Annotated in this window: 21 protein-coding genes and 1 pseudogene; 18 read left to right on the forward strand and 4 right to left on the reverse strand. The window is 68.1% G+C overall.

Annotated features, from left to right (window positions below; genetic code table 11):
- Position 1: 1 nt before the first annotated feature.
- The 7 genes and pseudogenes from GGR04_RS08115 (at position 2) to pnp (ending at position 8,694) form a co-directional block, all read left to right on the forward strand.
- Complete coding sequence (locus tag GGR04_RS08115) at positions 2-682, forward strand: RNA-binding protein (protein WP_246392947.1); 681 nt, start codon at positions 2-4, stop codon at positions 680-682.
- 98 nt (positions 683-780) lie between these two features.
- A pseudogene (locus GGR04_RS24410) lies at positions 781-924 on the forward strand (translation initiation factor IF-2 associated domain-containing protein); the annotation flags it as partial.
- A gap of 333 nt (positions 925-1,257) precedes the next feature.
- Positions 1,258-4,104, forward strand: coding sequence for a translation initiation factor IF-2 (gene infB / locus GGR04_RS08120; RefSeq protein ID WP_376769841.1), 2,847 nt, complete (start codon positions 1,258-1,260; stop codon positions 4,102-4,104).
- Between the two features lie 282 nt (positions 4,105-4,386).
- Positions 4,387-4,821 carry a 30S ribosome-binding factor RbfA gene (gene rbfA, locus GGR04_RS08125; protein ID WP_183199336.1) on the forward strand — a complete coding sequence of 145 codons (435 nt, stop codon included), beginning with the start codon at positions 4,387-4,389 and terminating at the stop codon, positions 4,819-4,821.
- The gene (truB, locus tag GGR04_RS08130; protein ID WP_183199337.1) at positions 4,821-5,807 is read left to right on the forward strand and encodes a tRNA pseudouridine(55) synthase TruB; all 987 of its coding nucleotides are present in this window, start codon (positions 4,821-4,823) and stop codon (positions 5,805-5,807) included. Before rbfA ends, truB begins: the two co-directional genes overlap by 1 nt.
- 153 nt (positions 5,808-5,960) lie before the next feature.
- The gene (rpsO, locus tag GGR04_RS08135) at positions 5,961-6,230 is read left to right on the forward strand and encodes a 30S ribosomal protein S15 (RefSeq protein ID WP_183199338.1); all 270 of its coding nucleotides are present in this window, start codon (positions 5,961-5,963) and stop codon (positions 6,228-6,230) included.
- A 334-nt stretch (positions 6,231-6,564) separates the two neighbouring features.
- A complete protein-coding gene (gene pnp / locus GGR04_RS08140; protein ID WP_183199339.1) occupies positions 6,565-8,694 on the forward strand; it encodes a polyribonucleotide nucleotidyltransferase in 2,130 nt (709 codons plus the stop codon).
- 97 nt (positions 8,695-8,791) lie between these two features.
- Here pnp and GGR04_RS08145 read toward each other — a convergent pair whose 3' ends face one another.
- Positions 8,792-10,156 (reverse strand): pentapeptide repeat-containing protein, encoded by a 1,365-nt coding sequence (locus tag GGR04_RS08145; RefSeq protein WP_183199410.1) that lies wholly within the window; start codon positions 10,154-10,156, stop codon positions 8,792-8,794.
- Positions 10,157-10,346: 190 nt separating this feature from the next.
- Between GGR04_RS08145 and GGR04_RS08150 the strand changes: the two genes are divergently transcribed.
- From GGR04_RS08150 to lepA, 5 genes are all read left to right on the forward strand, one after another.
- Entirely contained in the window at positions 10,347-11,312 is a 966-nt protein-coding gene (locus GGR04_RS08150; protein ID WP_183199340.1) for a CHAD domain-containing protein, read from the forward strand.
- Between the two features lie 109 nt (positions 11,313-11,421).
- Positions 11,422-12,447 (forward strand): matrixin family metalloprotease, encoded by a 1,026-nt coding sequence (locus tag GGR04_RS08155; protein WP_183199341.1) that lies wholly within the window; start codon positions 11,422-11,424, stop codon positions 12,445-12,447.
- A 176-nt stretch (positions 12,448-12,623) separates the two neighbouring features.
- Positions 12,624-13,433: a pseudouridine synthase gene (locus tag GGR04_RS08160; protein WP_183199342.1), complete on the forward strand. Its 810-nt coding sequence runs from the start codon at positions 12,624-12,626 to the stop codon at positions 13,431-13,433.
- 178 nt (positions 13,434-13,611) lie between these two features.
- Positions 13,612-14,847 carry a YeeE/YedE family protein gene (locus tag GGR04_RS08165; protein ID WP_183199343.1) on the forward strand — a complete coding sequence of 412 codons (1,236 nt, stop codon included), beginning with the start codon at positions 13,612-13,614 and terminating at the stop codon, positions 14,845-14,847.
- A 73-nt stretch (positions 14,848-14,920) separates the two neighbouring features.
- Positions 14,921-16,729 (forward strand): translation elongation factor 4, encoded by a 1,809-nt coding sequence (gene lepA / locus GGR04_RS08170; protein WP_183199344.1) that lies wholly within the window; start codon positions 14,921-14,923, stop codon positions 16,727-16,729.
- An 809-nt stretch (positions 16,730-17,538) separates the two neighbouring features.
- Here lepA and GGR04_RS08175 read toward each other — a convergent pair.
- Positions 17,539-18,189, reverse strand: coding sequence for a hypothetical protein (locus GGR04_RS08175; RefSeq protein WP_183199345.1), 651 nt, complete (start codon positions 18,187-18,189; stop codon positions 17,539-17,541).
- Positions 18,190-18,361: 172 nt separating this feature from the next.
- On the opposite strand from GGR04_RS08175, the gene GGR04_RS24545 reads away from it, so the two are divergent.
- Together GGR04_RS24545 and GGR04_RS08180 are read left to right on the forward strand one after the other, a co-directional pair.
- The gene (locus GGR04_RS24545) at positions 18,362-18,547 is read left to right on the forward strand and encodes a 5'-nucleotidase (protein ID WP_376769834.1); all 186 of its coding nucleotides are present in this window, start codon (positions 18,362-18,364) and stop codon (positions 18,545-18,547) included.
- Entirely contained in the window at positions 18,495-19,286 is a 792-nt protein-coding gene (locus GGR04_RS08180) for a 5'-nucleotidase (RefSeq protein WP_210291694.1), read from the forward strand. Before GGR04_RS24545 ends, GGR04_RS08180 begins: the two co-directional genes overlap by 53 nt.
- A gap of 598 nt (positions 19,287-19,884) precedes the next feature.
- On the opposite strand, the gene GGR04_RS08185 is transcribed toward GGR04_RS08180, so the two are convergent.
- Positions 19,885-21,054 carry a winged helix-turn-helix domain-containing protein gene (locus tag GGR04_RS08185; RefSeq protein WP_183199346.1) on the reverse strand — a complete coding sequence of 390 codons (1,170 nt, stop codon included), beginning with the start codon at positions 21,052-21,054 and terminating at the stop codon, positions 19,885-19,887.
- Positions 21,055-21,224: 170 nt separating this feature from the next.
- The gene (locus GGR04_RS08190; RefSeq protein WP_183199347.1) at positions 21,225-21,650 is read right to left on the reverse strand and encodes an organic hydroperoxide resistance protein; all 426 of its coding nucleotides are present in this window, start codon (positions 21,648-21,650) and stop codon (positions 21,225-21,227) included.
- Positions 21,651-21,809: 159 nt separating this feature from the next.
- Between GGR04_RS08190 and GGR04_RS08195 the strand changes: the two genes are divergently transcribed.
- The 4 genes from GGR04_RS08195 (at position 21,810) to GGR04_RS08210 (ending at position 25,466) form a co-directional block, all read left to right on the forward strand.
- Entirely contained in the window at positions 21,810-22,256 is a 447-nt protein-coding gene (locus GGR04_RS08195; RefSeq protein ID WP_183199348.1) for a MarR family winged helix-turn-helix transcriptional regulator, read from the forward strand.
- A gap of 167 nt (positions 22,257-22,423) precedes the next feature.
- Positions 22,424-23,542, forward strand: a complete 1,119-nt coding sequence (gene dnaN, locus GGR04_RS08200) for a DNA polymerase III subunit beta (protein WP_183199349.1) — start codon at positions 22,424-22,426, stop codon at positions 23,540-23,542.
- Between the two features lie 20 nt (positions 23,543-23,562).
- Positions 23,563-24,705 carry a DNA replication/repair protein RecF gene (gene recF, locus GGR04_RS08205; protein WP_183199350.1) on the forward strand — a complete coding sequence of 381 codons (1,143 nt, stop codon included), beginning with the start codon at positions 23,563-23,565 and terminating at the stop codon, positions 24,703-24,705.
- Positions 24,702-25,466, forward strand: coding sequence for a HesA/MoeB/ThiF family protein (locus tag GGR04_RS08210; protein ID WP_183199351.1), 765 nt, complete (start codon positions 24,702-24,704; stop codon positions 25,464-25,466). The genes recF and GGR04_RS08210 overlap by 4 nt, the downstream gene beginning before the upstream one ends.
- Positions 25,467-25,574: the final 108 nt, after the last annotated feature.

Raw genomic sequence — 25,574 nt, forward strand, 5'->3', positions numbered from 1 at the left:
AATGACGATGGCCGATGGCGACGACGACAGGGAATGGGAGGAACTGGTGATGAACGGACGCATGTGCATCGTCTCGCGCCGCCCGCTTGCCGCCGAGCGTCTCGTGCGCTTCGTCGCCGACCCCGCGGGCCGGGTGGTGCCCGACCTCAAGCGTCGGCTGCCGGGGCGCGGCGCCCATGTCGAGGCGCGCCGCGACGCCGTGGAGCTCGCGGTGAAGCGTCGGCTTCTGGGCCGGGCGCTGAAGCGCGACGTTTCGGGCACCGAGACGCTGGCGGTGGATCTCGACGCGCTTCTCGTGCGTTCCATCACCGGAGCCTTGGCGATGGCCCGAAAGGCCGGGCAGATCGTCACGGGCGCCGCCAAGGTGGACGCGGCGCTGCGCACCGGAAAGGCCGTCGCGTCGATCCATGCGAGCGACGCGGCGCCGGACGGCGTGCGCAAGCTCGACGGGGCACGCCATGCCGGCGAACAATCCGGCCGGGCTCGCCCGACCGCCACCTATCGACTTCTGGACTCGGTGGAATTGGGTTTGGCCTTCGGCACCGAGAATGTGATACATGCGGCCGTCCTGTCCGGTGACGCGGGTTCGGCTCTTCTGCAGCGCTTCGAGGCCCTGCGGACCTATCGGGGCGAAGGTCCCGACGCAGACGAAGAACGGACCCCCGCGGGGGCGCCGCCATGACACGACGAACCCGATCAACAGCAGAGCACGGTTGCGAAATGCTCTAGGCACGGATAAGGGCGCGAGGATTGGATCCCGCGCAGGAAGCGGAAGCGGTAATGAGCGATACAAAATCAGGGGACGACAAGACGCTGAGCGTCACCCCCAAGAAGACCCTGAGCATCAAGCCAGGCGGCGCCGCACAGTCGACGGTGCGCCAGAACTTCTCTCACGGTCGCACGAACCAGGTCGTCGTCGAGACCAAGAAGCGCAAGTTCACGCGCCCCGAGGACGCGGCGAAGGCGGCGGCACCTGTCGCAGCGCCGGCAGCCGCCCCCGTGGCGGCGGCACCGGCCGCGGCAGCGCCCGTGCGCCCGACGCTGACGCCCGCACAGGCCGCGGCGCTGGCTCATGCCGCCCAGAACCCGCAGGCGCCGGTGGTGCCGGATCGCGTTCCCGCGCCTCCCGCGGCCGTGCCCGCGGCCGAGGTGCAGGCGCCTCAGCCCGAAGCGGCAGCTGCGGCAGAGGCCACCGCGCCTTCGGTGCCAGCGACGCTTGCTCCCGCTGAACCAGTTGCGTCTGCCGCTCCCGAGCCTGTGGCCGCGAAGGTCGAGGCGCCGGCTCCTGTTGCTGAAGCGGCTCCCGTCGAAGCCCCGAAGGCCGAGGCTTCCGCCGCTCCCGCTCCCGCCCCCTCCGAACCCGCCCCGAAAGCTGAATCTCTGACGTCTTCCGCCACCGACAAACCCGCGGCCGCCGTGGCCGCCCCGGCTCCCGCCGCTCAGACGACGGCCGCAGCGCCGGCCCGGCCGCAGCCGACCGCGCCCGCTCGCCCCGCCGGTGGTTCCGCGCGTCCGGCCGGCTCGGCGCCTGCCGGTGCCGGTCGTCCGGGTCAGCCGACGCGTCCCGCGATCCCGTCCGGTTTCAGCCAGAGCCGTTCGGGCCCGAACAACAATTACGGCGCGAACCGCCCGGGTCAGCCGGGTCGTCCCGGCCAGCCCACGGGGCGTGACGATCGTCGCCCGGCGCCGCCCGCCAACGCCGCGCCCGGCGCACGCCAGCCGCGCGGTGCCGTGCTGTCCGATCTCTCGTCGAAGGAGATGGATGCGCGTCGTCGTGCGCTCGAACTCGCCAAGCAGCGCGAGGTCGAGGATCGCCGCCTGTTCCAGATCGAGGAGGCGCGCCGCGTCGCCGAGGACGAGCGTCGTCGCACCGAGCGTGAGGAATCCGAGCGCCGTCAGGCCGAGGAGGCCGCGCGTCTCGAGCTCGAGAACGCCGCCCGCAAGAAGGCCGAGGAGGATGCGCAGCGCCGCGCCGCCAACCGGCCGCAGGCGCGCCCCGGCAGCGCCGGCGCCAACATCAACGTCATTCCCGGTCCGCCGCCGGTGGACGACGGTCTGGGTCTGCGTCCGGCCGGCCGCACCGACCTCACCAAGAAGACCCGCGCCGACGAGGACGACGACCGTCGCCGTCCCGGTGCCGGCCGTGGTCCCGCTCGCGGCCCGACGGCCGATGCCGCCAAGCCGACCCGCGCCCGCACGCCCGACGATCGTCGCGGCGCCGCCGGCCGCGTCGATGTCGGCCGGGCCCTTTCGGACGAGGATGCGCGGGGCCGCTCCCTGTCGTCGATGCGTCGTCGCCAGGAGAAGTTCAAGCGCTCCCAGCAGAACCAGCAGCGTGAGAAGATTGTCCGCGAAGTGATCCTCCCCGAGACCATCACGATCCAGGAGCTCGCGAACCGCATGTCGGAGCGGGCCGTCGACGTCATCAAGTTCCTGATGGCGCAGGGCCAGATGATGAAGCCGGGCGACGTCATCGACGCCGATCTCGCCGAACTCATCGCCTCCGAATTCGGCCACACCGTGCAGCGCGTCGCCGAGTCCGACGTCGAGACGGGCCTGTTCAACGTCGCCGACAACCCGGAGAACGCGGTGTCGCGTCCCCCGGTCGTCACGATCATGGGCCATGTCGATCACGGCAAGACCTCGCTGCTCGACGCGATCCGCAAGACCAACGTCGTCTCCGGCGAGGCCGGCGGCATCACGCAGCATATCGGCGCCTACCAGGTCGAGCAGAACGGGCAGAAGATCTCGTTCATCGATACGCCCGGCCACGCCGCCTTCACGGCGATGCGTGCCCGCGGCGCGCAGGCCACCGACATCGCCATCCTGGTGGTGGCAGCGGACGACAGCGTCATGCCGCAGACGATCGAGTCGATCGCCCATGCGAAGGCGGCCGGTGTGCCGATCATCGTGGCGATCAACAAGATCGACAAGCCGGGCGCCGACCCGCAGAAGGTGCGCTCCGCGCTCCTCCAGCACGAGGTGTTCGTCGAGACGATGGGAGGCGAGGTTCTCGACGTCGAGGTTTCCGCCAAGAACGGCACCAATCTCGACAAGCTGCTCGAGGCGATCATCCTGCAGGCCGAGCTTCTCGACCTGCGCTCCGATCCCGACCGCACGGCCGAGGGCGTCGTCATCGAGGCGCAGCTCGACCGCGGTCGCGGTCCGGTGGCGACGACCCTCGTCCAGTCCGGTACGCTGCGGATCGGCGACATCGTGGTGGCCGGCGACCAGTGGGGCCGCGTGCGCGCGCTCGTCGACGACAAGGGCAAGCAGCTGAAGGCCGCCGGACCCTCGACCCCGGTCGAGATCCTCGGCATGTCCGGCACGCCGCTGGCGGGCGACCGTTTCGCGGTGGTGAAGGACGAGGCGCAGGCGCGAGAGATCACCGAGTATCGTCAGCGTCTGACGCGCGACAAGGCGGTGGCCAAATCCGCCGGCCAGCGCGGCTCGCTCGAGCAGATGATGAGCCAGCTGCAGGATTCGGGCCTCAAGACCTTCCCGCTCGTCATCAAGGGTGACGTGCAGGGTTCGGTCGAGGCGATTCAGGGCGCGCTCGACAAGCTCGGCACCGACGAGGTGCAGGCCCGCATCGTCCATTCGGGCGCCGGCGCCATCACCGAATCGGACGTGCAGCTCGCTGCCACGTCGAACGCCGCGATCATCGGCTTCAACGTGCGCGCCAACGCGCAGGCCCGTCAGGCCGCCGAGCGCGAGGGCGTCGAGATCCGCTACTACTCGATCATCTACGACCTCGTGGACGACGTGAAGCAGGCGATGTCGGGCCTCCTGTCGCCGGAGCGTCGCGAGACCTTCCTCGGCAATGCGCAGATCCTCGAGGTCTTCCAGATCACGAAGGTCGGCAAGGTCGCGGGTTGTCGCGTCACCGAAGGCAAGGTCGAACGCGGGGCCGGGGTGCGCCTCATCCGCGACGGCGTCGTCATCCACGAGGGCAAGCTCTCGACGCTCAAGCGCTTCAAGGACGAAGTGTCGGAAGTGCCGGGCGGCCAAGAGTGCGGCATGGCCTTCGAGCGCTACGAGGACATGCGCGTCGGCGACGTCATCGAGTGCTTCCGCGTCGAGCACGTGGCTCGCACGCTCTGATCCCGACGAGGCCGGCCTTCGGGCCGGCCGGATCCCCCGATCGAAAGCCCAGGCCCGGCGGCGACGCCGGGCTTCGTTCTTGCGTCGGCTCTTCCCGAGCCGTCAGGGCCCAAGCGAAGCGCGCTCCGGCGACGGCGCCATCGCCGGGAATGCCTCGCCCTCGCCCTCGCCGTCTTCGCCTGATGGAAGAGGCGTCGAGCGCCGGCCGATCCGCTCGACGGCGGAGGGTCGGACGCGTTTCGAACCGCCAGCGCCCCGTTCATCCAAAGGACTGCATCCGCCATGGTCAAGACCCGCAAGGCGCCCAAGGGCCCATCGCAGCGCCAGCTTTCGGTGGGCGAGAAGGTGCGCCACGCGCTGACGGAGATCCTGGCGCGGGGCGAGCTGCGCGACGACCTCCTCGAAAAGGCGGTGATCACCGTCACCGAGGTGCGCATGGCCAACGACCTGAAGCTCGCGACGGCCTATGTCACCGTGCTCGGCCAGAGCGAGATGAAGCCTTTCGTCGATGCGCTGAACGCGCACGCGAAATTCCTGAGGGGCCGGCTCGCGCCCGCCCTTCGCCACATGAAATACATGCCGGACATCCGCTTCCTCGAGGACGAGAGCTTCGACAACTACGCCCGGATCGACGCGCTGCTGCGCTCGCCGGCGGTGTCGCGCGATCTCGAGGGCGAGGGCGGAGACGACGGCGACGCAAGCGAGGGTGAACGCTGATGGCACGACGCGGCAAGAAGCCGAAGGGGCGGCCGGTCTCCGGCTGGGTGATCTTCGACAAGCCCTTCGGCATGGGCTCGACCGAGGCGGTGGCCAAGATCAAGTGGCTCTACTTCGCGCAGAAGGCCGGCCATGCCGGTACGCTCGACCCGCTGGCCTCGGGCATGCTGCCGATCGCGCTCGGCGACGCCACCAAGACGGTGCCCTTCGTGATGGACGGCCGCAAGACCTATCTCTTCACCGTGCGCTGGGGCGCCGAGACCACCACCGACGACGCGGAGGGTCCGGTGACCAACGCCTCGGACCTACGCCCCTCGCGCGAGGCGATCGAGGCGCTCCTGCCGAACTACACCGGCGACATCTCCCAGGTGCCGCCGAACTTCTCGGCGATCAAGATCGAGGGCGAGCGCGCCTATGATCTGGCGCGCGCCGGCGAGAGCGTCGAGATCGCGGCGCGCACCGTCTCGGTGCACGACCTTGCGATCACCGCGATGCCCGACGACTCCACCACCGTCTTCTCCGCCGAGTGCGGCAAGGGCACCTATGTGCGTGCCATCGCCCGCGACCTCGGGCGCGACCTCGGCTGCTTCGGCCATATCACGGAGCTGCGCCGCACCTCCGTCGGCGGCTTCGGCGAAGACGACATGGTGACGATCGAGGAACTGATGGACGCCGCCGACGAGGGGCTCGAAGAGCTCGACGCCGAGGCGATCGAGGCGGGCTCGAAGCCGCGCGTCGTGCGCTTCGAGGCGCTCGACGAGTTCGTGCTCGACGCCGCCACCGCGCTCAGCGATCTCTACGAGGTGCCGCTGTCGGAGGAGCAGACGGGCCGGGTGCTTTCGGGCAATCCGGTGCTGCTGCGCGGGCGCGACGCGCCGGCCTTCTGCGACGAGGCCTACGCCACGGGCCATGGCCGTCTCGTCGCCATCGGCTCGATCGACCAGGGCTCGTTCCATCCCAAGCGCGTCTTCGGCGGTCGGGGCTGAATTCGGCTCGCACTGGTCATCACCGGTGCGATGGGCTATAGGAGCGCCACGGATCGGCGCCCCGCGGGCGCCCCGATGCGTTTTCATGGCCTTGGCTGGACGACATCCTTGCCACGGGCGACCCCAAGAACAAACCCAGCGAAAGGGACCACGATGTCGATCACGCCAGAGCGCAAGGCCGAGCTCATCAAGGAATTCGCGACCGTCGAGGGCGACAGCGGTTCGCCTGAAGTGCAGGTCGCGCTTCTCTCCGAGCGCATCAACAATCTCACCGACCACTTCAAGTCGCACAAGAAGGACAACCACTCGCGCCGCGGTCTGCTGCGCATGGTGGCGACCCGTCGCTCCCTTCTCGACTACCTGAAGCGCAAGGAAGAGCAGCGCTACACCGGCCTCGTCGCACGCCTCGGCCTGCGCCGCTAAGTCGTTTCGGGTGCGGCGCCTCTCGGCTTCGAGCCGGGGCGCCGCACCCCTCATGCAGCCGCCGGCCCACCGGGCCGCGGCGACTGCCCCGGCGGGGCGCGCGACCGTTTCATCCGCGTCGCCCATCCGAACGCCGAAGAGCCGAACGCTCGCGGGGCAGGATTGCCGGATGCTTCCCGGCATGATCCGAAGGGCCGACGGCCCCGGACCGCATCGTGCCGAGCGCGGCCCTCGCCCGCCCTCCTGGAAGCCTCCCGCTGTCTTGCCCGTGCGCGTTTCAACGCCAATGGCCGCCCCGCGTCGCGGGGGATCGGCCCGCACGAGAGGCATTCTCATGTTCCATACCCACAAGGTCGAGATCGAATGGGCCGGCCGCACGCTGACCCTCGAGACCGGCAAGATCGCCCGCCAGGCCGACGGCGCCGTGCTCGCCACCTACGGCGAGACGACCGTGCTCGCCACCGTCGTGTCGCAGAAGCAGCCGAAGGTCGGCTTCGACTTCTTCCCGCTCACCGTGAACTACCAGGAAAAGGCCTTCGCGGCCGGCAAGATTCCCGGCGGCTACTTCAAGCGCGAGGGACGCCCGTCCGAGAAGGAGACGCTCGTCTCCCGCCTCATCGACCGCCCCATCCGCCCGCTCTTCGCGGCCGGCTACAAGAACGACACGCAGGTCGTCGTCACCGTCCTGCAGCATGATCTCGAGAACGATCCGGACGTGCTGGCGATGGTCGCGACCTCGGCCGCGCTGACGCTTTCGGGCGTGCCCTTCATGGGCCCGATCGGCGGCGCGCGCGTCGGCTGGATCGACGGCGCCTACAAGCTCAACCCGCATGTCGACGAGATGGCCGAGTCGAAGCTCGACCTCGTGGTCGCCGGCACGCAGGACGCCGTGCTGATGGTGGAGTCGGAGGCTCACGAGCTCGACGAAGCCACGATGCTCGGCGCCGTGATGTTCGGCCACAAGGGCTTCCAGCCGGTGATCGACGCGATCATCCAGCTCGCCGAGCACGCCGCCAAGGAGCCGCGCGAGCACAATCCGGCCGACAATTCGGCGCTCGAAGCCGAGATGCTGCTGATCGCCGAGGGCGAACTGCGCGCCGCCTACAAGAACACCGACAAGATGGCCCGCTACACGGCCGTCGACGCGGTGAAGGCCAAGGTCATGGCCCACTTCCTGCCCGAGGGTGCAGACCCGAAGGCGCCCAAGGAAGTCGTCGGCGCCGTGTTCAAGGATCTCCAGGCCAAGATCGTGCGCTGGAACATCCTCGACACCAAGAGCCGCATCGACGGGCGCGACCTCTCCACCGTTCGCCCGATCGTGGCGGAAGCCGGCATCCTGCCGCGCACCCACGGCTCGGCGCTGTTCACCCGCGGCGAGACGCAGGCGCTGGTCGTCGCGACGCTCGGCACCGGCGAGGACGAGCAGTATGTCGACAGCCTGACCGGCACCTACAAGGAGACGTTCCTCCTTCACTACAACTTCCCTCCCTACTCGGTCGGCGAGACCGGCCGCATGGGTTCGCCCGGCCGCCGCGAGATCGGCCATGGCAAGCTCGCCTGGCGCGCCATCCGCCCGATGCTGCCGGCCAAGGAAGCCTTCCCCTACACGATCCGCGCCGTCTCCGAGGTGACCGAGTCCAACGGCTCCTCCTCGATGGCCACCGTCTGCGGCACCTCGCTGGCGCTGATGGATGCCGGCGTGCCGCTCGGCAAGCCGGTGGCCGGCATCGCCATGGGCCTCATCCTCGAGGGTGAGCGCTACGCGGTGCTCTCGGACATCCTCGGCGACGAGGATCACCTCGGCGACATGGACTTCAAGGTCGCGGGCACGGAAGCCGGCATCACCTCGCTGCAGATGGACATCAAGATCCAGGGCATCACCGAGGAGATCATGAAGGTCGCCCTCGAGCAGGCCAAGGGCGGTCGCCTGACCATCCTGAACGAGATGGCGAAGGCCCTCTCGACCAACCGGGCCGAGCTCGGCGAGTTCGCGCCGCGCATCGAGGTCATGCAGATCCCCACCGACAAGATCCGCGACGTGATCGGCTCGGGCGGCAAGATCATCCGCGAGATCGTCGAGAAGACCGGCGCCAAGATCAACATCGAGGACGACGGCACGGTGAAGATCGCCTCTTCCTCGGGCAAGGAGATCGAGGCGGCCAAGAAGTGGATCCACTCCATCGTGGCCGAGCCGGAAGTCGGCGAGATCTACGAGGGCACCGTGGTGAAGTGCGTCGAGTTCGGCGCCTTCGTGAACTTCTTCGGTTCGCGCGACGGCCTCGTCCACATCTCGCAGCTGGCCGGCGACCGCGTCGCCAACACGAAGGACATCGTGAAGGAAGGCCAGAAGGTCTGGGTCAAGCTGATGGGCTTCGACGAGCGCGGCAAGGTGCGCTTGTCGATGAAGGTCGTCGATCAGGCGACCGGCGAAGAGATCAAGAAGAGCCAGGACGACGCCGCTTGATCGGGCGCATCGTCGGGGTATGAGGGGAGGGGCGGACCGCGAGGTCCGCCCCTTTTCGTTGCGGGTGGGGCGCTCCGCTCGCGATCGTGCGACGCGACTACCGGCGGATGCGGTTGCCGAGGACGTAGCCGAAGAGGCCCATCAGGATGATGCCGACCGCCCCCTGCAGGCCGACGAGGAAGTTGGTGAAGCGGCCGACCGGATCGAGGCCGATTTCCGGCGGATTGGCGGTCATCATGTTGAGCGCGCTGTAGCTCACGAGATCGAGGACGTTGCGCGTGCCCGCCGTCGCCCCCGCCGGCACGAGTCCCGCCGCGAGGCCGAAGAGCACCGCGAAGACCAGGATGAGGATCGCGAAGGCGCGGGTGATCCGCGACATGCTCTCGCCGTAGTCGCAGAGCCATTCCACGAAGCGGTCGGCGCTCCAGCGGTAGAAGGCCGCGAGAAACGTGCGGGTCCGGCGCTCGCGCAACGCGGCCTTCGCCTTGGCGCCGGCGGCGGAGCGGCCCATGCGGCGGCCGCTCTTGTAGGCCCAGCTTGCCTCGTCCTTGGCGCCGATCGAGGTGAAGTTGGCCTCAAGCGCCAGATAGCTCGCCTGCGCCGCCTCGAACTCGCCCGCGACCTCCTCGCCCACGGCGCCGCCGATCTGCTCCATCCGCATCCGGCTGCCTTCGATCCAGGCGCCGGCGAAGCGCGCGTGCCGGAGGTTGCAGGTCGAGAGGTTGAGCCGGGTCAGCGTGGTGCCCGAGAGGTCGGCGCCGGAGAGATCGGCGCCGTCGAGGCGGGCGTTCGAGAAGTTCGCCCCGCGCAGCCGCGAACCGGCGAGCTTGGCGAGCTTCAGGCTGGCGCCCGTGAAGTCGGCATGGGTGAGGTTGACGTCGCGAAGGTCGGCTTCTTCGAGGCGCGCGCCGAGAAACAGCGTGCCGTCGGCGTCGGCCCCCACGAAGCTCGCGCCCCAAAGGTCGGTGCCATCGAACGAGGCGCCGTCGAGCAGCGCCTTGCCGAGATCGGCGAAGCGCATCGTCGCGCCGTCGAACACGGCATCCTCGAGCATCGCCTCGCGCAACGACGCCTGGCCCGCCACCGCGCGGCGAAACGAGGCGCCCGAGAGATCGGCCGCCGCGAAGTCGGCGGCCTCGACCACGGCCCCCTCGATGCGCACGGATCGGGCGCGCCCGCCCGCAAAACGCACCGCGCCGAGATCGGCGCCCGACAGGTCGGCCCGATCGAGCGTCAGGCCGGCGAGATCGAGACGCGAGAGGTCGAGCCCCTGGCGCTCCCCGTTCCACCAAGTGTCGGCTGCGTCGCGCTCGCCGGTCGTCCCGCGCAGCGCGCCCGCCGTCAGGTCGCGTCCGCGCAGGTCACCGGTCGGCGCGCCCACGGCCTGCAGAAAGGCGGCCAGTCGCCCGTCCGCCTCCCGCGCCGTCCCGTCCCGCGTGCCCGCCTGCACCCGCTCGTCCATACTGTTCAACCATCCGTGAGTCCCGTGTCTCGCTATCTGGGGCGGCGCGGCGGCAGGGCGATGCGGCTTTGCTGCGACGCCCCCGTGCGTTTCCCGCTCATCGCGGGATGACAAGGCCACCCGCTGCGATACATGCATCAGAACGTCGCAGCCGAACGTCGCGGTCTGGCGGCAGAGACCCCGGAGTTCCATGGCCTACCGTCTTCACCTCAGCGCCCCTCTCGACGCCGAAATCCGGCGCATCGCCCGCGAGCAGGTCGAGAAGGCGATCGCGACGCTGACGCGGGACGACGGCGACCGGCACGAGGCGATCCACGACGCCCGCAAGCGCTTCAAGAAGCTGCGTGGGCTGCTCGTCCTCGCCGAGGCCGGCGACCCCGCGCGGGTGCGCGCCGAGATCCATCGCTACCGCGACGCCGGCCGGGCATTGTCGGGCGCGCGCGACCGCACCGCCCTCATCGAGGCGCTCGACGGGTTGAAGGCGCGCTTTGCCGAGGAGGTCGAGACGCCCTCCTTCGAGGTGGTGCGCACCGCACTCGAACTGAAGCGCGACGCCGCGCTGGAGGCGATCGGCGATCCGGAGGCGTTGGTCGGCGAGACGGTGGAGCGCCTGCGCGGCGGGCTCACGGCGCTCGGCGGCCTCGTGCTCAAGGGCGGGGCCAAGCGCCAGCGCGCGATCCTCTCCGGGGCGCTCGCGAAGAACCACCGGCGAGCGCGGCGCGACCTCGCCAAGGCGCTGCGCACCGGTGCGGCCGAGGATTTCCACGACCTGCGCAAGCGCCTCAAATATCTGGCCATGCACCTGAAGCTCGCCTCGCGCGCCTGGCCCGAGGCGCTGGCGCCGCTGGAGGCGAGCGCCGACGAGGTGGCCGAAGCGCTCGGCCGCGATCACGATTATGCGGTGCTGCGGGCCGAGATCGCCGCCGATTCCGTGTCCTTCGGCGCGCGTGCCGATCTCGACGTCGTGCTGGCGCTTCTCGACCGCCACCAGAGCGAGTTGCGCGACCGCGCCGCGTTTTTGGCGGGGCGTCTGCTCTGTGATCGGCCCGAGGTCTTCGCCGCACGCCTGGAGGCCTGGATGCGCCTCGCCGGCACCCACGCCCCCGACACCGCGCCCCCCGAGACGCCGGAGGCGCTGCGCCGGCACGCGCATTAAAGCCCGCGACCAGTCCGATATCCGTCGATAAGAAAACGTGACCGCGGCAGTTCACGGTCGGTCAAGGACGATCTGCTAGCCTCGCGTTTTCTCTCGCAGGGTGTGATCGATGGCCATCAATTCGAACGGAGCCAAGTGGGGCCCCCAGACCCTGGGCACGAATGGCGGCACGGTGACGTGGCAGTTCGACGCGAGCTTCGATGCTCTGGCCGCCACGGGCCGCGCGCCCGTCAACGTCTTCATGGCGGCGGTGCAGAATGCCTTCGCGCTCTGGGAGAGCTTCGCCAACATCGACTTCCAGCAGGTCTCCTCGTCGGCCGCGGCCCAGATCGACGTCGGCGCCGCCGCGTTCGACGGCCCGAACGGGACGCTCGGGCAGGCCAACTGGCTCTTCTACGACAAGTCGCCGCTCGACCAGTTCGTCTCGGCCTCGGTCAATCTCGACCAGGCCGAAACGTGGAACGTCGTTCCCGCCTCCCCGCTACCCAACGCCTACGACGTCTTCGCCGTGGCGATGCACGAGATCGGGCACGCGATCGGCCTCGACCATTCCGCCGATCCCAACTCGCTCATGTACTACCAGTTGAACGACCAGCGCGGCCCCGCCTCGATCGACCGGGCGGCGATCCAGGAGATCTACGGCGCGCGGCCCTTCGATGCGACGCCCGATACCGAGGCCGCCGGCTCCCCCTCGCAGGACGTCTTCCGCTTCTACAACGAGACGACCCGCACGCATTTCTACACGAACTCCACAGCGGAGCGCGACCAGGTGCTGGCGCGGCTGCCGCAGTTCCGCTTCGAGGGCAACGCCTTCGACACGGTGAACAGCAACGATTCGGACGCGATCGACGTCTACCGCTTCTACAATCAGCGCACGCAGACCCATTTCTACACCGCGAGCGCCGCGGAGCGCGACGAGGTGATGCGCACGCTGCCGCAGTTTCGCTTCGAGGGTGTCGGCTACAAGGCCTCGGCCACCGATGGCGGCGGCGAGTTCGACGCGCTCTACCGCTTCTACAACACCGAGACCGGCACGCATTTCTACACGACCAACGAGGAGGAGATGATCACCGTCCTCGATACGCTGCCGCAATATCGCTACGAGGGCATCTCGGCCTTCGTCGACTTCGCCTGAGGGTTCATCGGCGGGTGCTTCGCCGGTGTCGGCGATCCGGTGCGATGCCGGGCCGCCTCGCCGGACCCTGCGTTCTCGCGATCGAAGTCGCGCTTCGGCACGCATCGCCTGACCGACCCGAAGCTGGACAGACCGGGGCGCTTGACGGACCGGACGCTTCGCGTCACGCCACGCGCATGACCCGCGATCCGCCCCGTCCCCCGTCGCATCCTCGGCGCCCGGCCGCCGGGGCGACGGCCCCTCGGGCGCGCCAAGCCGCCGCCTCGTCCAAGGCCCCCGGCCACGGCTTGGCGCGCGTCCTCTCCAAGCTCGGCCATTGCTCGCGTGCGCAAGGGGAGGCGCTGGTGCGGGCCGGGCGCGTCACGCTGGACGGGCGCGTCGTCCGCGACCCCGAGCACCGCACCGACCCCGCGCAGGCCGCCATCGCCGTCGACGGCGCGCCGATCGGAGCCCGCGCGCCCGTCCATCTCATGCTGAACAAGCCGCGCGGCCTCGTGACGACGCGCGACGACCCGGAGGGTCGGCCCACCGTGTTCTCGTGCCTCGACGGGCTCGACCTGCCGCATGTCGCGCCGGTCGGGCGTCTCGACAAGGCGAGCGAGGGGCTGCTCCTCTTCACCAACGACACCGCCTTCGCCGACCGGCTCACCGATCCCGCCCGCCATCTCGACAAGACCTACCACGTGCAGATCGACCGCCGGCCGGACGACGCGCTTCTCGCGCGGTTCGAGGCCGGCATCGTGGATCGCGGCGAGCGCCTCGCCCTCAAGCAGGCGCGCATACTGCGCGCGGGCGAGCGCACGGCCTGGCTGGAGGTGGTGCTGGACGAGGGCCGCAACCGGCAGATCCGCCGCGTCCTCGCCGCCTTCGAGATCGAGACCCTGCGCCTCGTGCGCGTCGCCGTCGGCCCGCTCGCGCTCGGCGACCTTGCGAAGGGCGCGGTGCGCGCGCTGACGCCGGCCGAGGTCGCGGCGCTCGGTGGCTGAACGCCGGGCCGGATCGCGGTTCCACCACGCGGGTCTCCGGCGCAAAGCCGATCCGGCATCGAGCGCGACGACGCAACGCGGGTTCGTCGCGTCGCCGCGATGAAACGTCTACCTTACGATCTCGTTCGGCGTCGATCCTTAGGTCCGCCGACCCCGCACCCGATCGAAGGTTGCCGCCATGAGCTCCACCCCGCTCGCCGCCCCGCGCGGCGGATCGCTGTTTCCCGCAGGCGCGGGCGGTCCCGGCGTCCTCGCCGCCGCCGCGCTCCTCCTCGGCGCGCTCGCGCTGACCCTCGCCTACGGGCCCCGCCAGGGCGCGCTGCTGGTGCTCGGCGGAGCGCTCGGCCTCGTGCTCTACCACGCCGCCTTCGGCTTCACCTCGGCCTGGCGCGTCTTCATCCTGGAGGGGCGCGGCCGCGGCCTGCGCGCGCAGATGGTGATGCTCGCCCTCGCCGTCGTGCTCTTCTTTCCGGTGCTGGCGGCCGGCACGCTGTTCGGCGAGCCCGTGCGGGGGCTCGTCTCGCCGCTCTCCACCGGCGTCGTCGTCGGCGCCTTCCTCTTCGGCGTGGGCATGCAGACCGGCGGCGGCTGCGCCTCGGGCACGCTCTTCACCGCGGGCGGCGGCAATGCGCGCATGCTGGTGACGCTGCTCTTCTTCGTGATCGGCTCGGTGGTGGCGACACGCCATTTCGACTGGTGGCTCGGGCTGCCCTCGCTGCCGCCGGTGTCGCTCGTCGAGACGCTCGGCCCCACGGCGGGCATCGCCGTGTCGCTGGCGCTCTTCGCTGCCATCGCCGCCGCAACCGTGCTCGTCGAGCGCCGCCGCCACGGCGCACTGGAGCGCGAGGCGGCGCCGGCCCATCGCGGCCTTGCCCGCTTCGCGCGCGGCCCTTGGCCGCTGGTGGCGGGCGCCGTGGCACTGGCGCTTCTCAACTTCGCGACGCTGGCGCTCGCCGGGCGGCCCTGGGGCATCACCTCGGCCTTAGCGCTCTGGGGCGCCAAGGGCGCGCAGGCGCTGGGCCTTGCGCCTCAGACCTGGGCCTACTGGCAGACCCCCGCCAATGCCGAGGCGCTCCAGTCCAGCGTCTTTGCCGACGTCACCTCGGTGATGGATTTCGGCATCATCGCCGGCGCCATGCTCGCCGCCGCGCTCGCCGGCCGCTTCGCGCCGAGCCTGCGCATTCCCCTGCGCTCGCTCGCCGCCGCCGCCCTCGGCGGGCTGCTGCTCGGCTACGGCGCGCGCATCGCCTATGGCTGCAACATCGGCGCCTACTTCTCCGGCATCGCGTCCGGCTCGCTGCATGGCTGGCTCTGGCTGGTGGCGGCCTTCGCGGGCAATGCGGTGGGCGTGCGCCTGCGGCCCTTCTTCTTCCGTGAGGGGCGCGCCGCCCCCGCGCGCGGCGACGGGCACTGACGCCGGCATCGGGGAGGGGGCCCTTCCGCAAAACCGGTTCCCGTTTGCACGGGAAACGAATATAGCGGAGGCCATGAGCCAGACGCCCCTCGACCACATCCGCAACTTCTCCATCGTCGCCCATATCGACCACGGGAAGTCCACCCTCGCCGACCGCCTGATCCAGACCACAGGCGGGCTGGAGGTGCGCGAGATGAAGGAGCAGGTGCTCGATTCCATGGATATCGAGCGCGAGCGCGGCATCACCATCAAGGCGCAGACCGTGCGCCTGCACTACGTGGCCAAGGACGGCGAGACCTACGTCCTCAACCTCATCGACACGCCCGGCCATGTCGACTTCGCCTACGAGGTGTCGCGCTCGCTGTCGGCCTGCGAGGGCGCGCTCCTCGTGGTGGACGCCGCGCAGGGCGTGGAGGCGCAGACGCTTGCCAACGTCTATCTGGCGCTCGACAACAATCTCGAGATCGTGCCCGTCCTCAACAAGATCGACCTGCCCGCCGCCGAGCCCGACAAGGTGAAGGAGCAGATCGAGGAGGTGATCGGCATCGACGCCTCCGACGCCGTGATGATCTCGGCGAAGGCCGGCATCGGCATCGAGGAGGTGCTGGAGGCCATCGTCACCCGACTGCCGCCGCCCAAGTCCGGCGACCGCTCGGCCCCCCTCAAGGCGATGCTGGTGGATTCGTGGTACGACGCCTATCTCGGCGTCGTCGTGCTCGTGCGCGTCATCGACGGCGAATTGAAGCGCGGCCAGGTCATCCGCATGATGGGCACCGACGCCAAGTATCCGGTGGATCGCGTCGGCGTCTTCACGCCGAAGATGGTAACGATGGACGAGCTCGGCCCTGGCGAGCTCGGCTTCATCACCGCCTCGATCAAGGAGGTGGCGGACACCCGCGTCGGCGACACCATCACCGAGGACAAGCGCCAGACCGCGCAGATGCTGCCGGGCTTCCAGCCGGCGCAGCCCGTGGTCTTCTGCGGCCTCTTCCCGGTGGACGCCGCGAGCTTCGACGATCTGCGCGCCGCGATGGGCAAGCTGCGCCTCAACGACGCGTCCTTCTCGTTCGAGATGGAATCCTCGGCCGCGCTCGGCTTCGGCTTCCGCTGCGGCTTCCTCGGCCTGCTGCATCTGGAAATCATCCAGGAGCGCCTCAGCCGAGAGTTCGACCTCGACCTCATCGCCACCGCGCCCTCCGTCGTCTACGACATCAAGCTCACCGACGGCACCACGATCCCCCTCCACAACCCCGCCGACATGCCCGACGTCATGAAGATCGAGGCGATCTGGGAGCCCTGGATCAAGGCGACGATCCTCACCCCCGACGACTATCTCGGCAACATCCTGACGCTCTGCCAGGAGCGGCGCGGCGTGCAGCTCGACCTCTCCTATGTCGGCAAGCGCGCGATGGTGACCTACGAGCTGCCGCTGAACGAGGTGGTGTTCGACTTCTACGACCGGCTGAAGTCGATCTCGAAGGGCTACGCCTCCTTCGACTATTCGCTGTCGGACTATCGCGAGGGCGACCTCGTGAAGCTCTCCGTGCTCGTCAATGCCGAGCCGGTGGACGCGCTCTCGATGCTCGTCCACCGCAACCAGGCGGAGCGGCGCGGGCGCGCCATGTGCGAGAAGCTCAAGGAGCTGATCCCCAACCACCTCTTCAAGATCCCGATCCAGGCGGCGATCGGCGGCAAGGTGATCGCCCGCGAGACGATCTCGGCCCTGCGCAAGGACGTGACCGCCAAGTGCTACGGCGGCGACGCCTCGCGCAAGCGCAAGCTCCTCGACAAGCAGAAGGAGGGCAAGAAGCGCATGCGCCAGTTCGGCAAGGTGGACATCCCGCAGGAAGCGTTCATCGCGGCGCTGAAGATGGATAGCTGACGGGGGAAGACCCTCGTCCGAACGAGACACGCGGCGGAGAAGATAGGCGAGCGGCGGATCGATCCCGCTTGGGTAAGATCACAGCGCGCCAGCCCCTTTGGAGTGAGGCCGAGCCGAACGACCCGGCCTCGGAGCGGCGATTCCGTGAGATCCCCGAGTCTGATGGGCACATCCTGCGCATGCTATGCTGCGAGACGAATATGACGATCCGCATCGTCACCGCCACCTTCAACCGAAACGCGAGGCGCCCGTCATGATCGACGTCACATATGACCCAGACGCGGACGCCGTTTACTTCCGCATCGGCCAAGGCCGCATTCTCGCCCCCAGCCCTTACAAAATGCCGGCCTTCCAGTCCGTCGTAAGCCGATGCGGTGGAGTGACATCGGCGGAATGCTGCAAAGCATCAAACTGAAGGTGGCACGCTCCAAACTAATGCGGAACTGATCAATAACGCCGACGTTTCTGCTTTGTCCGGTCGGTATTTGGCCTTCATTGGAGACAGACCAATGGCAAAGAACGAGCATACCAGCGAGAAGGCAGGTAAGGCAGCATCGAACGTCTTGAAAGATGGCCGGACCGGCAAGGACTCCAAGTCCGCTGCAGGTTCTGCCCTTTCTCAACGCCCAGACAAAAAGAAATAGATTAATTCTTCCTATTCGCTTCAATATTTGGCAAAAAGTTAAACCACTATTAACGTAACGTCGCCCCCACCCTTAAGCAACTTTAGGGTGGGGGCAACAAACGAAGCGTTCGATATTTTATAAGAGCGGGGTTATTATATCTTAACTTGTCAGTAATTATTTTTATTAGAATTGCGACGGGGCAATTGGTCGATCATCTCGGGGCAACTGGACTCCATGCTCAACATCTTCGAAAATGCCCTCTAATGATTCGACTACGCGCCTTCCAATAAGAGAGAAATCTTCGGCATCAGTTAATCGATAGAGCTGAGAGTTTCTTAGCGAGAGAACCGCCATAGACGCTGGAGACGGGACTATGTTGCGGTATGCGGTATTCATCAAAGCTAGAGCGGCAAATATCTCGCGAGCGTTTAATCCAGGGCTGGCGGTATTCCAAATATGAATAGCCATTCCGCCGCGGTCAGCAATACCAATATCTGATGTGAATTTTACCTTGAATCTCCCTCTTGGGCTTTCATAGATTGCAGGCGGAAATTCGATAAGATCACCTAAATTCTCCGATCGCCATGTATGGAGTCTAGCTAGCCCTTGCGCCGTCGATCTCTTCTCAGCATCTTTAACGATGCGAGATACCGACGCCAGCACGTCCTCTAATGCAGTACCTTCGTAAAGATAACGATGGGCATGCAGCTTCAAATTGCGATGAAAATCATATCCATTCTTGCTTGGCTGCAGTCGTTTCTGAATTTCGCTCTTCTGGCGCCTTGGGCTTAACGAAATTAGCTTTAAAAAAGCTGAGAAGCCAAATGTAGGCATTTGCTATCCTCACACTTCCGAATCACATCTTAAACGCGCAATATAAAGCTATAGGATACCCCGCGATTGTGGGCGTCAATCCCTACGTTATGGCAGGCCACCTTGGTAGCAAAAATGGATTGCGAGCGACTCAAGAGCTGGCCATCTTAAATCTCGAAACCTAAGGTATAGGATGACCGCAACACCACTCAGAATTGGCGTATCTACGCGCGCACTATTCAATCTCGAAGAAGAGCATCTAGTATTTAAAAATGAAGGAGTGAAAGCGTACGCAAAAATTCAGGTGGAACGAGAGAATGTAGCCCTTGGTAAGGGGGGCAGCTTTCGATGTTGTAGAGAGAATCTTATCGTTAAATAAACCTGATCAAAATCCAATTGCAGAAGTTATCCTACTATCCAAGAATTCCCCCGACCTTTCTCTCCGCGCCTTCAATTCAATTAAATCATACAATATAGACGTAAAGCTTGGGAGCTTCACAAGTGGCAGGTCGCTTGGAGCGTATGTGAAGGCTTGGAATATAGACCTGTTTCTGTCGAATGATGCGAGCGATGTGCAAACAGTTGCCAGCGCAGGAACGGCAGCAGCACGCCTTGGAACTCCACCAAAGGGAAGAACTGAAATTCACAAGGAAGAGGTTCGAATTGCATTCGATGGAGACGCCGTTGTGTTTTCTGCAGAGTCGGACAATATTTACAAAAATTTAGGATTAAATTCGTTTCTTGAGCATGAATCAAAAAACGCGAAAAATCCTATGGCTGATGGGCCATTCGGCAAATTTCTGCGCAAATTATCTGTCCTACGTGAAGCTTATTTGAACGAGGTATCAGGTGTTAGCCGCGTCCGAATTGCAATTGTGACTGCTCGAAATGCACCTGCACATGAGAGAGTGATTCATACGCTTCGCGCTTGGAATACCCCGGCCGACGAGACGCATTTTGTGGGTTCTAACGAAAAAGCCCCAATTTTAGAAGCCTTTGGCGCCCATATCTTCTTTGACGATCAAGAAAAGCATATTTTAGGAGCCTCTGCTGTAGTGCCTGCCGGACATGTTCCTGGCCCGCATGACCCCAATCGGCTCATAATTCCGGCGACTTGAATAGTCTCCTCCCATCTATCCCCCTCCACCGGCTCACCCCCCATACTCCCGTCACCGCTGGCCCACGGATGGGCGCGAATGATCACCGGGATCGTTCGAGGGCTGGCGGGTGGTGTCCGCGGTGCGTCGTCTTCTGGAGGCGGGGCAGCTCGGACGATCCCTGGCAAGCCGGGCGCTCCCTCACTAGGAAGGGGGTCCTGAGCCCGAGGGCACCGGGCCTTGGTGATAGCCGGCGTTCGCTGAAGGGGAGAACCCCGAAGGCGGTCGCGGGCCGAGAGGCCTGCTCGTGCGAACCGGGACGCAAGCGGGAGGTTGGCACCCTTTCCGCGGGGTCGAGAACACCATGTGGAGCGCCGGAGGCGAGCCATACAAAAATAAACATCGGAGGCGAGCCTCCGGTGCTCCATTCGCCCAGCGATAGCGACAGCTTTCGCGGGCACAAGCGGGGGGCACGGCCCGCCGCCGAACGCGCCCACCGCCTCACGTCCCACCGGGCGCGGGGCCGCCCGCGCAGCCATCGACGCCCGTCGCGTCTTTCATGAGGAGTCCGCAACCCCGCCGCACCCGGTCGCCGCAGGGGAGCCCGCCGCCCCGCCCGTCAGCCCGGCATGCCCGGCGGCATCACGACCTCGTCGAGGCCGAGCCACGCCGCGAGGAGGTAGAGTTCCGCGGCCAGTTCCTCGCGCGTCTCGGGCGGTGCGCCGGGTTCCTCGTGCACGGCGGGCACGAGGAGGCGGCGGGCGGCTCGGTCGGCCTTGAGGTCGACGCGCGCCACCAGCCGGTCGCCGAGGAGGAAGGGGAGGACGTAGTAGCCGTGGAGGCGGCGGTCGGCGGGCACGTAGATCTCGATCCGGTAGCGGAAGCCGAAGAGGCGTTCGGTGCGGGCGCGCTCCCAGACGAGCGGGTCGAACGGGGCGAGGAGCGCGCGGGCGTGGAGGCGGCGCGGGGCGCGCGCGTCGCGGTGGCGCCACGCGGCAGGCCAGCCCGGCACGGTGACGGGCAGGAGCACGCCCTCTTCGGTGAGCGCGGCCACCGCGGGCCGGGCGTCGGCGGGCGCGAGGCGAAAATAGTCGGCGAGCTCGTTCAGCGTCGCGACGCCCAGCGCCCGGGCGGCGCGCTCCACCAGCGCCCGGTGCGCCTCGGGCTCGCTGGGGGTGGGCCGGGCGAGGAGGGCGGCGGGCAGCACGCGCTCGGGCAGGTCGTAGACCCGCTCGAACGAGCGCCGACGCGTGGCGGTGGTCAGGTGGCCGGCATAGAACAGCCATTCCAGCCCGCGCTTGGCCTCGCTCCATTCCCACCAGCCCGGCCGGCCGCGGTCGAAGTCGGAGGCCGCGAGCGGCCCTTCCTCGCGGATGCGGCCGAGCAGCGCCATCGCCTCGGCGCGCCGCTCAAGAGCGAAGCGGCGAAGGCCTGCGTAGCCGGCCTCGCCGCGGTCGGCCCGCGCCATGCGCCAGCGCAGCAGCGGATGGAGATCGAGCGGCAGCAGCGAGGCCTCGTGCGCCCAATATTCGAAGAGCCGGCGTTCGCGGCGCGGCCCCCAGGCGGCGCGGTCGAGCAGCGCGGCGTCGTAGGCGCCGAGGCGCGAGAAGGCCGGCAGGTAGTGCGCGCGGGCCAGCACGTTGACGCTGTCGATCTGGTGGAGCCCAAGCCGGTCGGCATTGCGCCCGAATTGCCGGATGCCGACGCCACCGAGGGGCCGTGCCGCACCGAAGCCCTGCGCGGCGAGCGCCATGCGCCGTGCTTCAGTGGGGGAGAGCGTGTCGGGCATGGGCGGGCGATCCCTGGCGCGGGTGACGCGCCTTGAAAGCATCCACTGCGCGCCCTGTCGATCCCGCCGCTTGCGCGGCGACCGGCTTTTCCAGCGCCGCCAGTCCCCGAGCCTTGTGTCGCCGGCGAGAGGGCCCGCTGGCGACAGAGGTTCGGGGAAGGGCGACGGTCTCAGGCGAGCGTCAGGCCGACCTCGACATTGCCGCGCGTGGCGTTGGAATAGGGGCAGACCTCGTGGGCCGCCGCCATCAGGCGCTCACCATCGGCCCGCTCGACGCCGGGCAGCGTCACCACGAGATTGGCGGTGATGCCGTAGCCGCCCTCCGAGCGGGGTCCGAAGCCGACCTCGGCCTTCACGGTCGCGTCTGCGGGCACCTTGACGCCGGCCTTCGCCGAGATCGCCTTCATCGCGCCGAGGAAGCAGGCGGAATAGCCGGCCGCAAAGAGCTTCTCTGGGTTGGCGCCCTCGCCGCCGGGGCCGCCCATCTCCTTCGGCACCACCAGCTTCACGTCCACCGAGCCGTCGTCGGAGCGCGCAGTGCCGTCGCGCCCGCCGGTGGCGGTGGCGGAGGTCTTGTAGATCACGGTCACGGGCATGGACGGTCTCCGGGAGTTGCGACGCGGGCGCGGGGTCAATCGGTATCGCGGTGAAAGATATCGCGATAAACGTCGATAGCGGGATCGCCTTGCCCCTGTCCAGCAGAAACATATCGCGATAAGAATAAGTCCGCATCGCTCTCGTGATAGGAGACCCGCATGGCCGACGCTCCGCTTCTCGACGCGCATCTCTGTTTCGCGCTCTATGGCGCGTCGATGGCGGTGGGCCGTCTCTACAAGCCGATGCTCGACGAGATGGGGCTGACCTATCCGCAATATCTCGTGCTCGCCGCGCTCTGGGAGGAGGACGGGCCGACGATCGGCGCGCTCGCCGGACGCCTGGCGCTGGAATCCAGCACGGTCACGCCGCTGGTGAAGCGGCTGGAAAGCGCCGGCTTCGTGGAGCGCCGCCGCGACACCGCCGACGAGCGGCAGGTTCGGGTGTCGCTCACGCCGACGGGGCGCGATCTCCACGCGCGCAGCGCCTGCCTCGGCGAGCGGCTGGTGGCCGTCTCGGGCGGCGACCGCGCCGCGCTGCAGGCGCTGAACGGCGAGGTCACCCGGCTTCGCGACGTCATCGCCGCGGCGCTTCGCGCCGCCGGCTGACGCTGATGTCCGCCCCCGCTTCCGGCAAAGAAACCATGCGAGGCGACGGGGCCGCGAGGGCGATGGTTTGGCTTTGCGGAGGCTCCCGCCTTGCTCTAAAAGAAGCGGACCCTTGCCCGCGGCATTCCCGTCCGGCGCGTCCCGAGTTCCCGAGCGGTCATTTCGCCATGCGCATCATCATCGAGCGATCGAACCTCCTGAAGTCGCTGAGCCACGTGCATCGCGTGGTGGAGCGGCGCAACACGATCCCGATCCTGTCCAACGTGCTTCTGAAGTCCGAGGGCGGCGCGCTGCGCCTGAAGGCGACCGACCTCGACATCGAGATCACCGAGGCGGTGCCGGCGAGCGGCGAGCAGGACGGCGCCACCACCGTGCCGGCCCACCTCCTCTACGACATCGTGAGGAAGCTCTCCGACGGCTCGGAGGTGAAGCTCGAGACGAACCCCGACGGCGCGCAGATGACGGTGACGTCCGGTCGCTCCCACTTCCGCCTGCAGTGCCTGCCGGAGTCCGACTTTCCCGACATCACCGCCGGCACGTTCAGCCACACGTTCCAGATGAAGTCGGCCGATCTCGCCCGCCTCGTCGAGCGCACGCAGTTCGCCATCTCCACCGAGGAGACGCGCTACTACCTCAACGGCATCTTCCTCCACACGATCGATTCCGGCGGCTCGCTGAAGCTGCGGGCGGTGGCGACCGACGGGCACCGCCTGGCGCGGGCCGAGATGGAGGCCCCCGCTGGCTCGGAGGGCATGCCCGGCATCATCGTGCCCCGCAAGACCGTGGCCGAGATCCAGAAGCTGCTCGGCGAGGGTGCCGAGACCGTGGAGATCGAGCTTTCCGACGCCAAGATCCGCTTCACGGTGGGCGCCGTGGTGATGACCTCGAAGCTCATCGACGGCACCTTCCCCGACTATCAGCGCGTCATCCCCACCGGCAACGACAAGGCGCTGACGCTCGACCGGCAGACCTTCTCCTCGGCCGTCGACCGCGTCTCCACCATTTCGTCGGAGCGCGGGCGCGCGGTGAAGCTGGCGGTGGCCGACAGCCAGCTGACGCTCACCGTCAATTCGCCCGATTCCGGCACCGCCACCGAGGAGCTCGCCGTCGGCTACGAATCGGAGGCGATCGAGATCGGCTTCAACGCCAAGTATCTCCTCGACATCACCGGCCAGCTCTCGGGCGACAGCGCCGTGTTCATGCTGGCCGATCCCGGCTCGCCGACGCTGATCAAGGACGGCGGCGACGAGGGCACGCTCTACGTCCTCATGCCGATGCGCGTCTGACGAGCGCACCCGCCCGCACGATGTTCGAGCCCGCCGACGACCCGCGGATCCGCATCCGCGGGCTCGGCCTCGTGGATTTTCGCAACTACGGCGCGCTGTCGCTGCCCGTCTCCTCGCGCTTCGTGGTGCTGCACGGCGACAACGGCTCGGGCAAGACCAATCTCCTCGAGGCCGTGTCGCTGCTTTCGCCCGGCCGGGGCCTGCGCCGCGCCGCCTATGGCGAGATCGCGCGGGGCGGCGGCAGCGGCGGCTTCTCGGTGCGCGCGCGCCTGGGGCAAGGCGAGGCTGGCGTCGAGGAGGTGCTGACGCTGGTGCGCCCGGACGAGGGCGCCGGCTCGGCGCGGCTCGTGCGCCTCGACGGCACGCAGGCGCGAACCGTCGACGAACTCCTCGACCATCTGCGCGTGGTCTGGCTGACGCCCGCGATGGACGGGCTCTTCACCGGCCCGGCCGGAGACCGCCGCCGCTTCCTCGACCGCATGGTCCTGACCGTCGATCCCGGCCATGGCCGGCGCGCGCTCGACTACGAGAAGGCGATGAAGGGGCGCAACCGGCTTCTGGCGGACGACCGCACCGACGACGGCTGGCTCGCCGCCATCGAGGCGCAGATGGCCGAACTCGGGCTCGCGCTGGCGCTGGCGCGCGCCGATCTCGTGGCGCGGCTCAAGGGCTCGATGGCGGGCGACGACGCCTCGCCCTTTCCCACCGCCGACCTGACGCTGCATTCGGGCTACGAGGCGCTGGAACTTGGCGGCGCGGCGGTGGATCTCGAAGATGCCGTCGCCGCGCGCCTGCGGGCCCGGCGCTTTCTCGACCGCGCGGCCGGGCGCACCACCGAGGGGCCGCATCGCTGCGATCTCGACGTGCGCCACCGCGAGAAGGCGATGCCCGCGGCGCTCGCCTCCACCGGCGAGCAGAAGGCGCTGCTGATCGGCCTCGTGGTGGCGCATGCGCGGCTGGTGGAGGCGGCGTCCGGCATGGCACCCGTGCTCCTCCTCGACGAGATCGCCGCCCATCTCGACCCAGGCCGCCGCGCCGCCCTGTTCGACATTCTCGACCGGCTCGGCGTCCAGTCCTTCCTCACCGGCACCGACGCCGCGCTGTTCGAGGCGCTGGAGGGGCGGGCCGAGATGTTCACCGTTCACGACGGAACCATCGCATGACCGACGCCCCCGCCTTCTCGAGCGAGGAGATCGAGCGCTACGCCCGGCACCTGATGCTGCCCGAGATCGGCGGCGCCGGGCAGCAGCGCTTGAAGCGCGCCCGCATCCTGCTGGTGGGGGCCGGCGGCATCGGCTCGCCCGCGGCGCTCTATCTGGCGGCCGCCGGCGTCGGCACGTTGGGCATCGCCGACGACGACATCGTGTCGCGCTCCAACCTGCAGCGCCAGATCCTCCACGGCACCGCCGATCTCGGCCGGCCCAAGCTCGACAGCGCGCGCGAAGCGATCGCGCGGCTGAACCCGCACGTGGCGGTGGAGGCCCATCCGCTGCGCCTCGACCCCGGCAATGCCGAGGCGGTGGTCGGGCTCTACGACATCGTGGTGGACGGCTCCGACAATTTCGCCACGCGCTACGCGATGGCCGATCTCTGCGAGCGGCTGGAAAAGCCGCTCGTCACCGCGGCCGTGCAGCGCTTCTCGGGCTCGCTCACCACCCTCATGCCCTTCGCGGCCGGAGCGGACGGCGTCCGCCATCCCGGCTACCGCGACCTCTTTCCCGAGCCGCCGCCCGAAGGGCTGGTGCCCTCCTGCGCCGAGGCCGGCATCCTCGGCGTCGTCACCGGCATTCTCGGCACGCTCGCGGCGGCCGAAGCCGTGAAGCTCGCCGCCGGCGCCGGCGAGCCGCTTCTCGGCCGGCTCCTCCTCGTCGACGTCTTGTCCATGCGCTTCGAGACGATCCGCTATCGCCGGCCGAAGGGCTGACGGGGGCCGGCGGACTCGGAGCCCGATCCGACAGACGGCTCGGATCGGCCCGCCGGTCTGTCCGCCGCCCAACAAGCTGGTGAACGAACGCGCTGGTCCTTCCGTTGG

The organism is Aureimonas pseudogalii (assembly GCF_014196835.1).
GTDB classification, from domain to species: domain Bacteria; phylum Pseudomonadota; class Alphaproteobacteria; order Rhizobiales; family Rhizobiaceae; genus Aureimonas; species Aureimonas pseudogalii.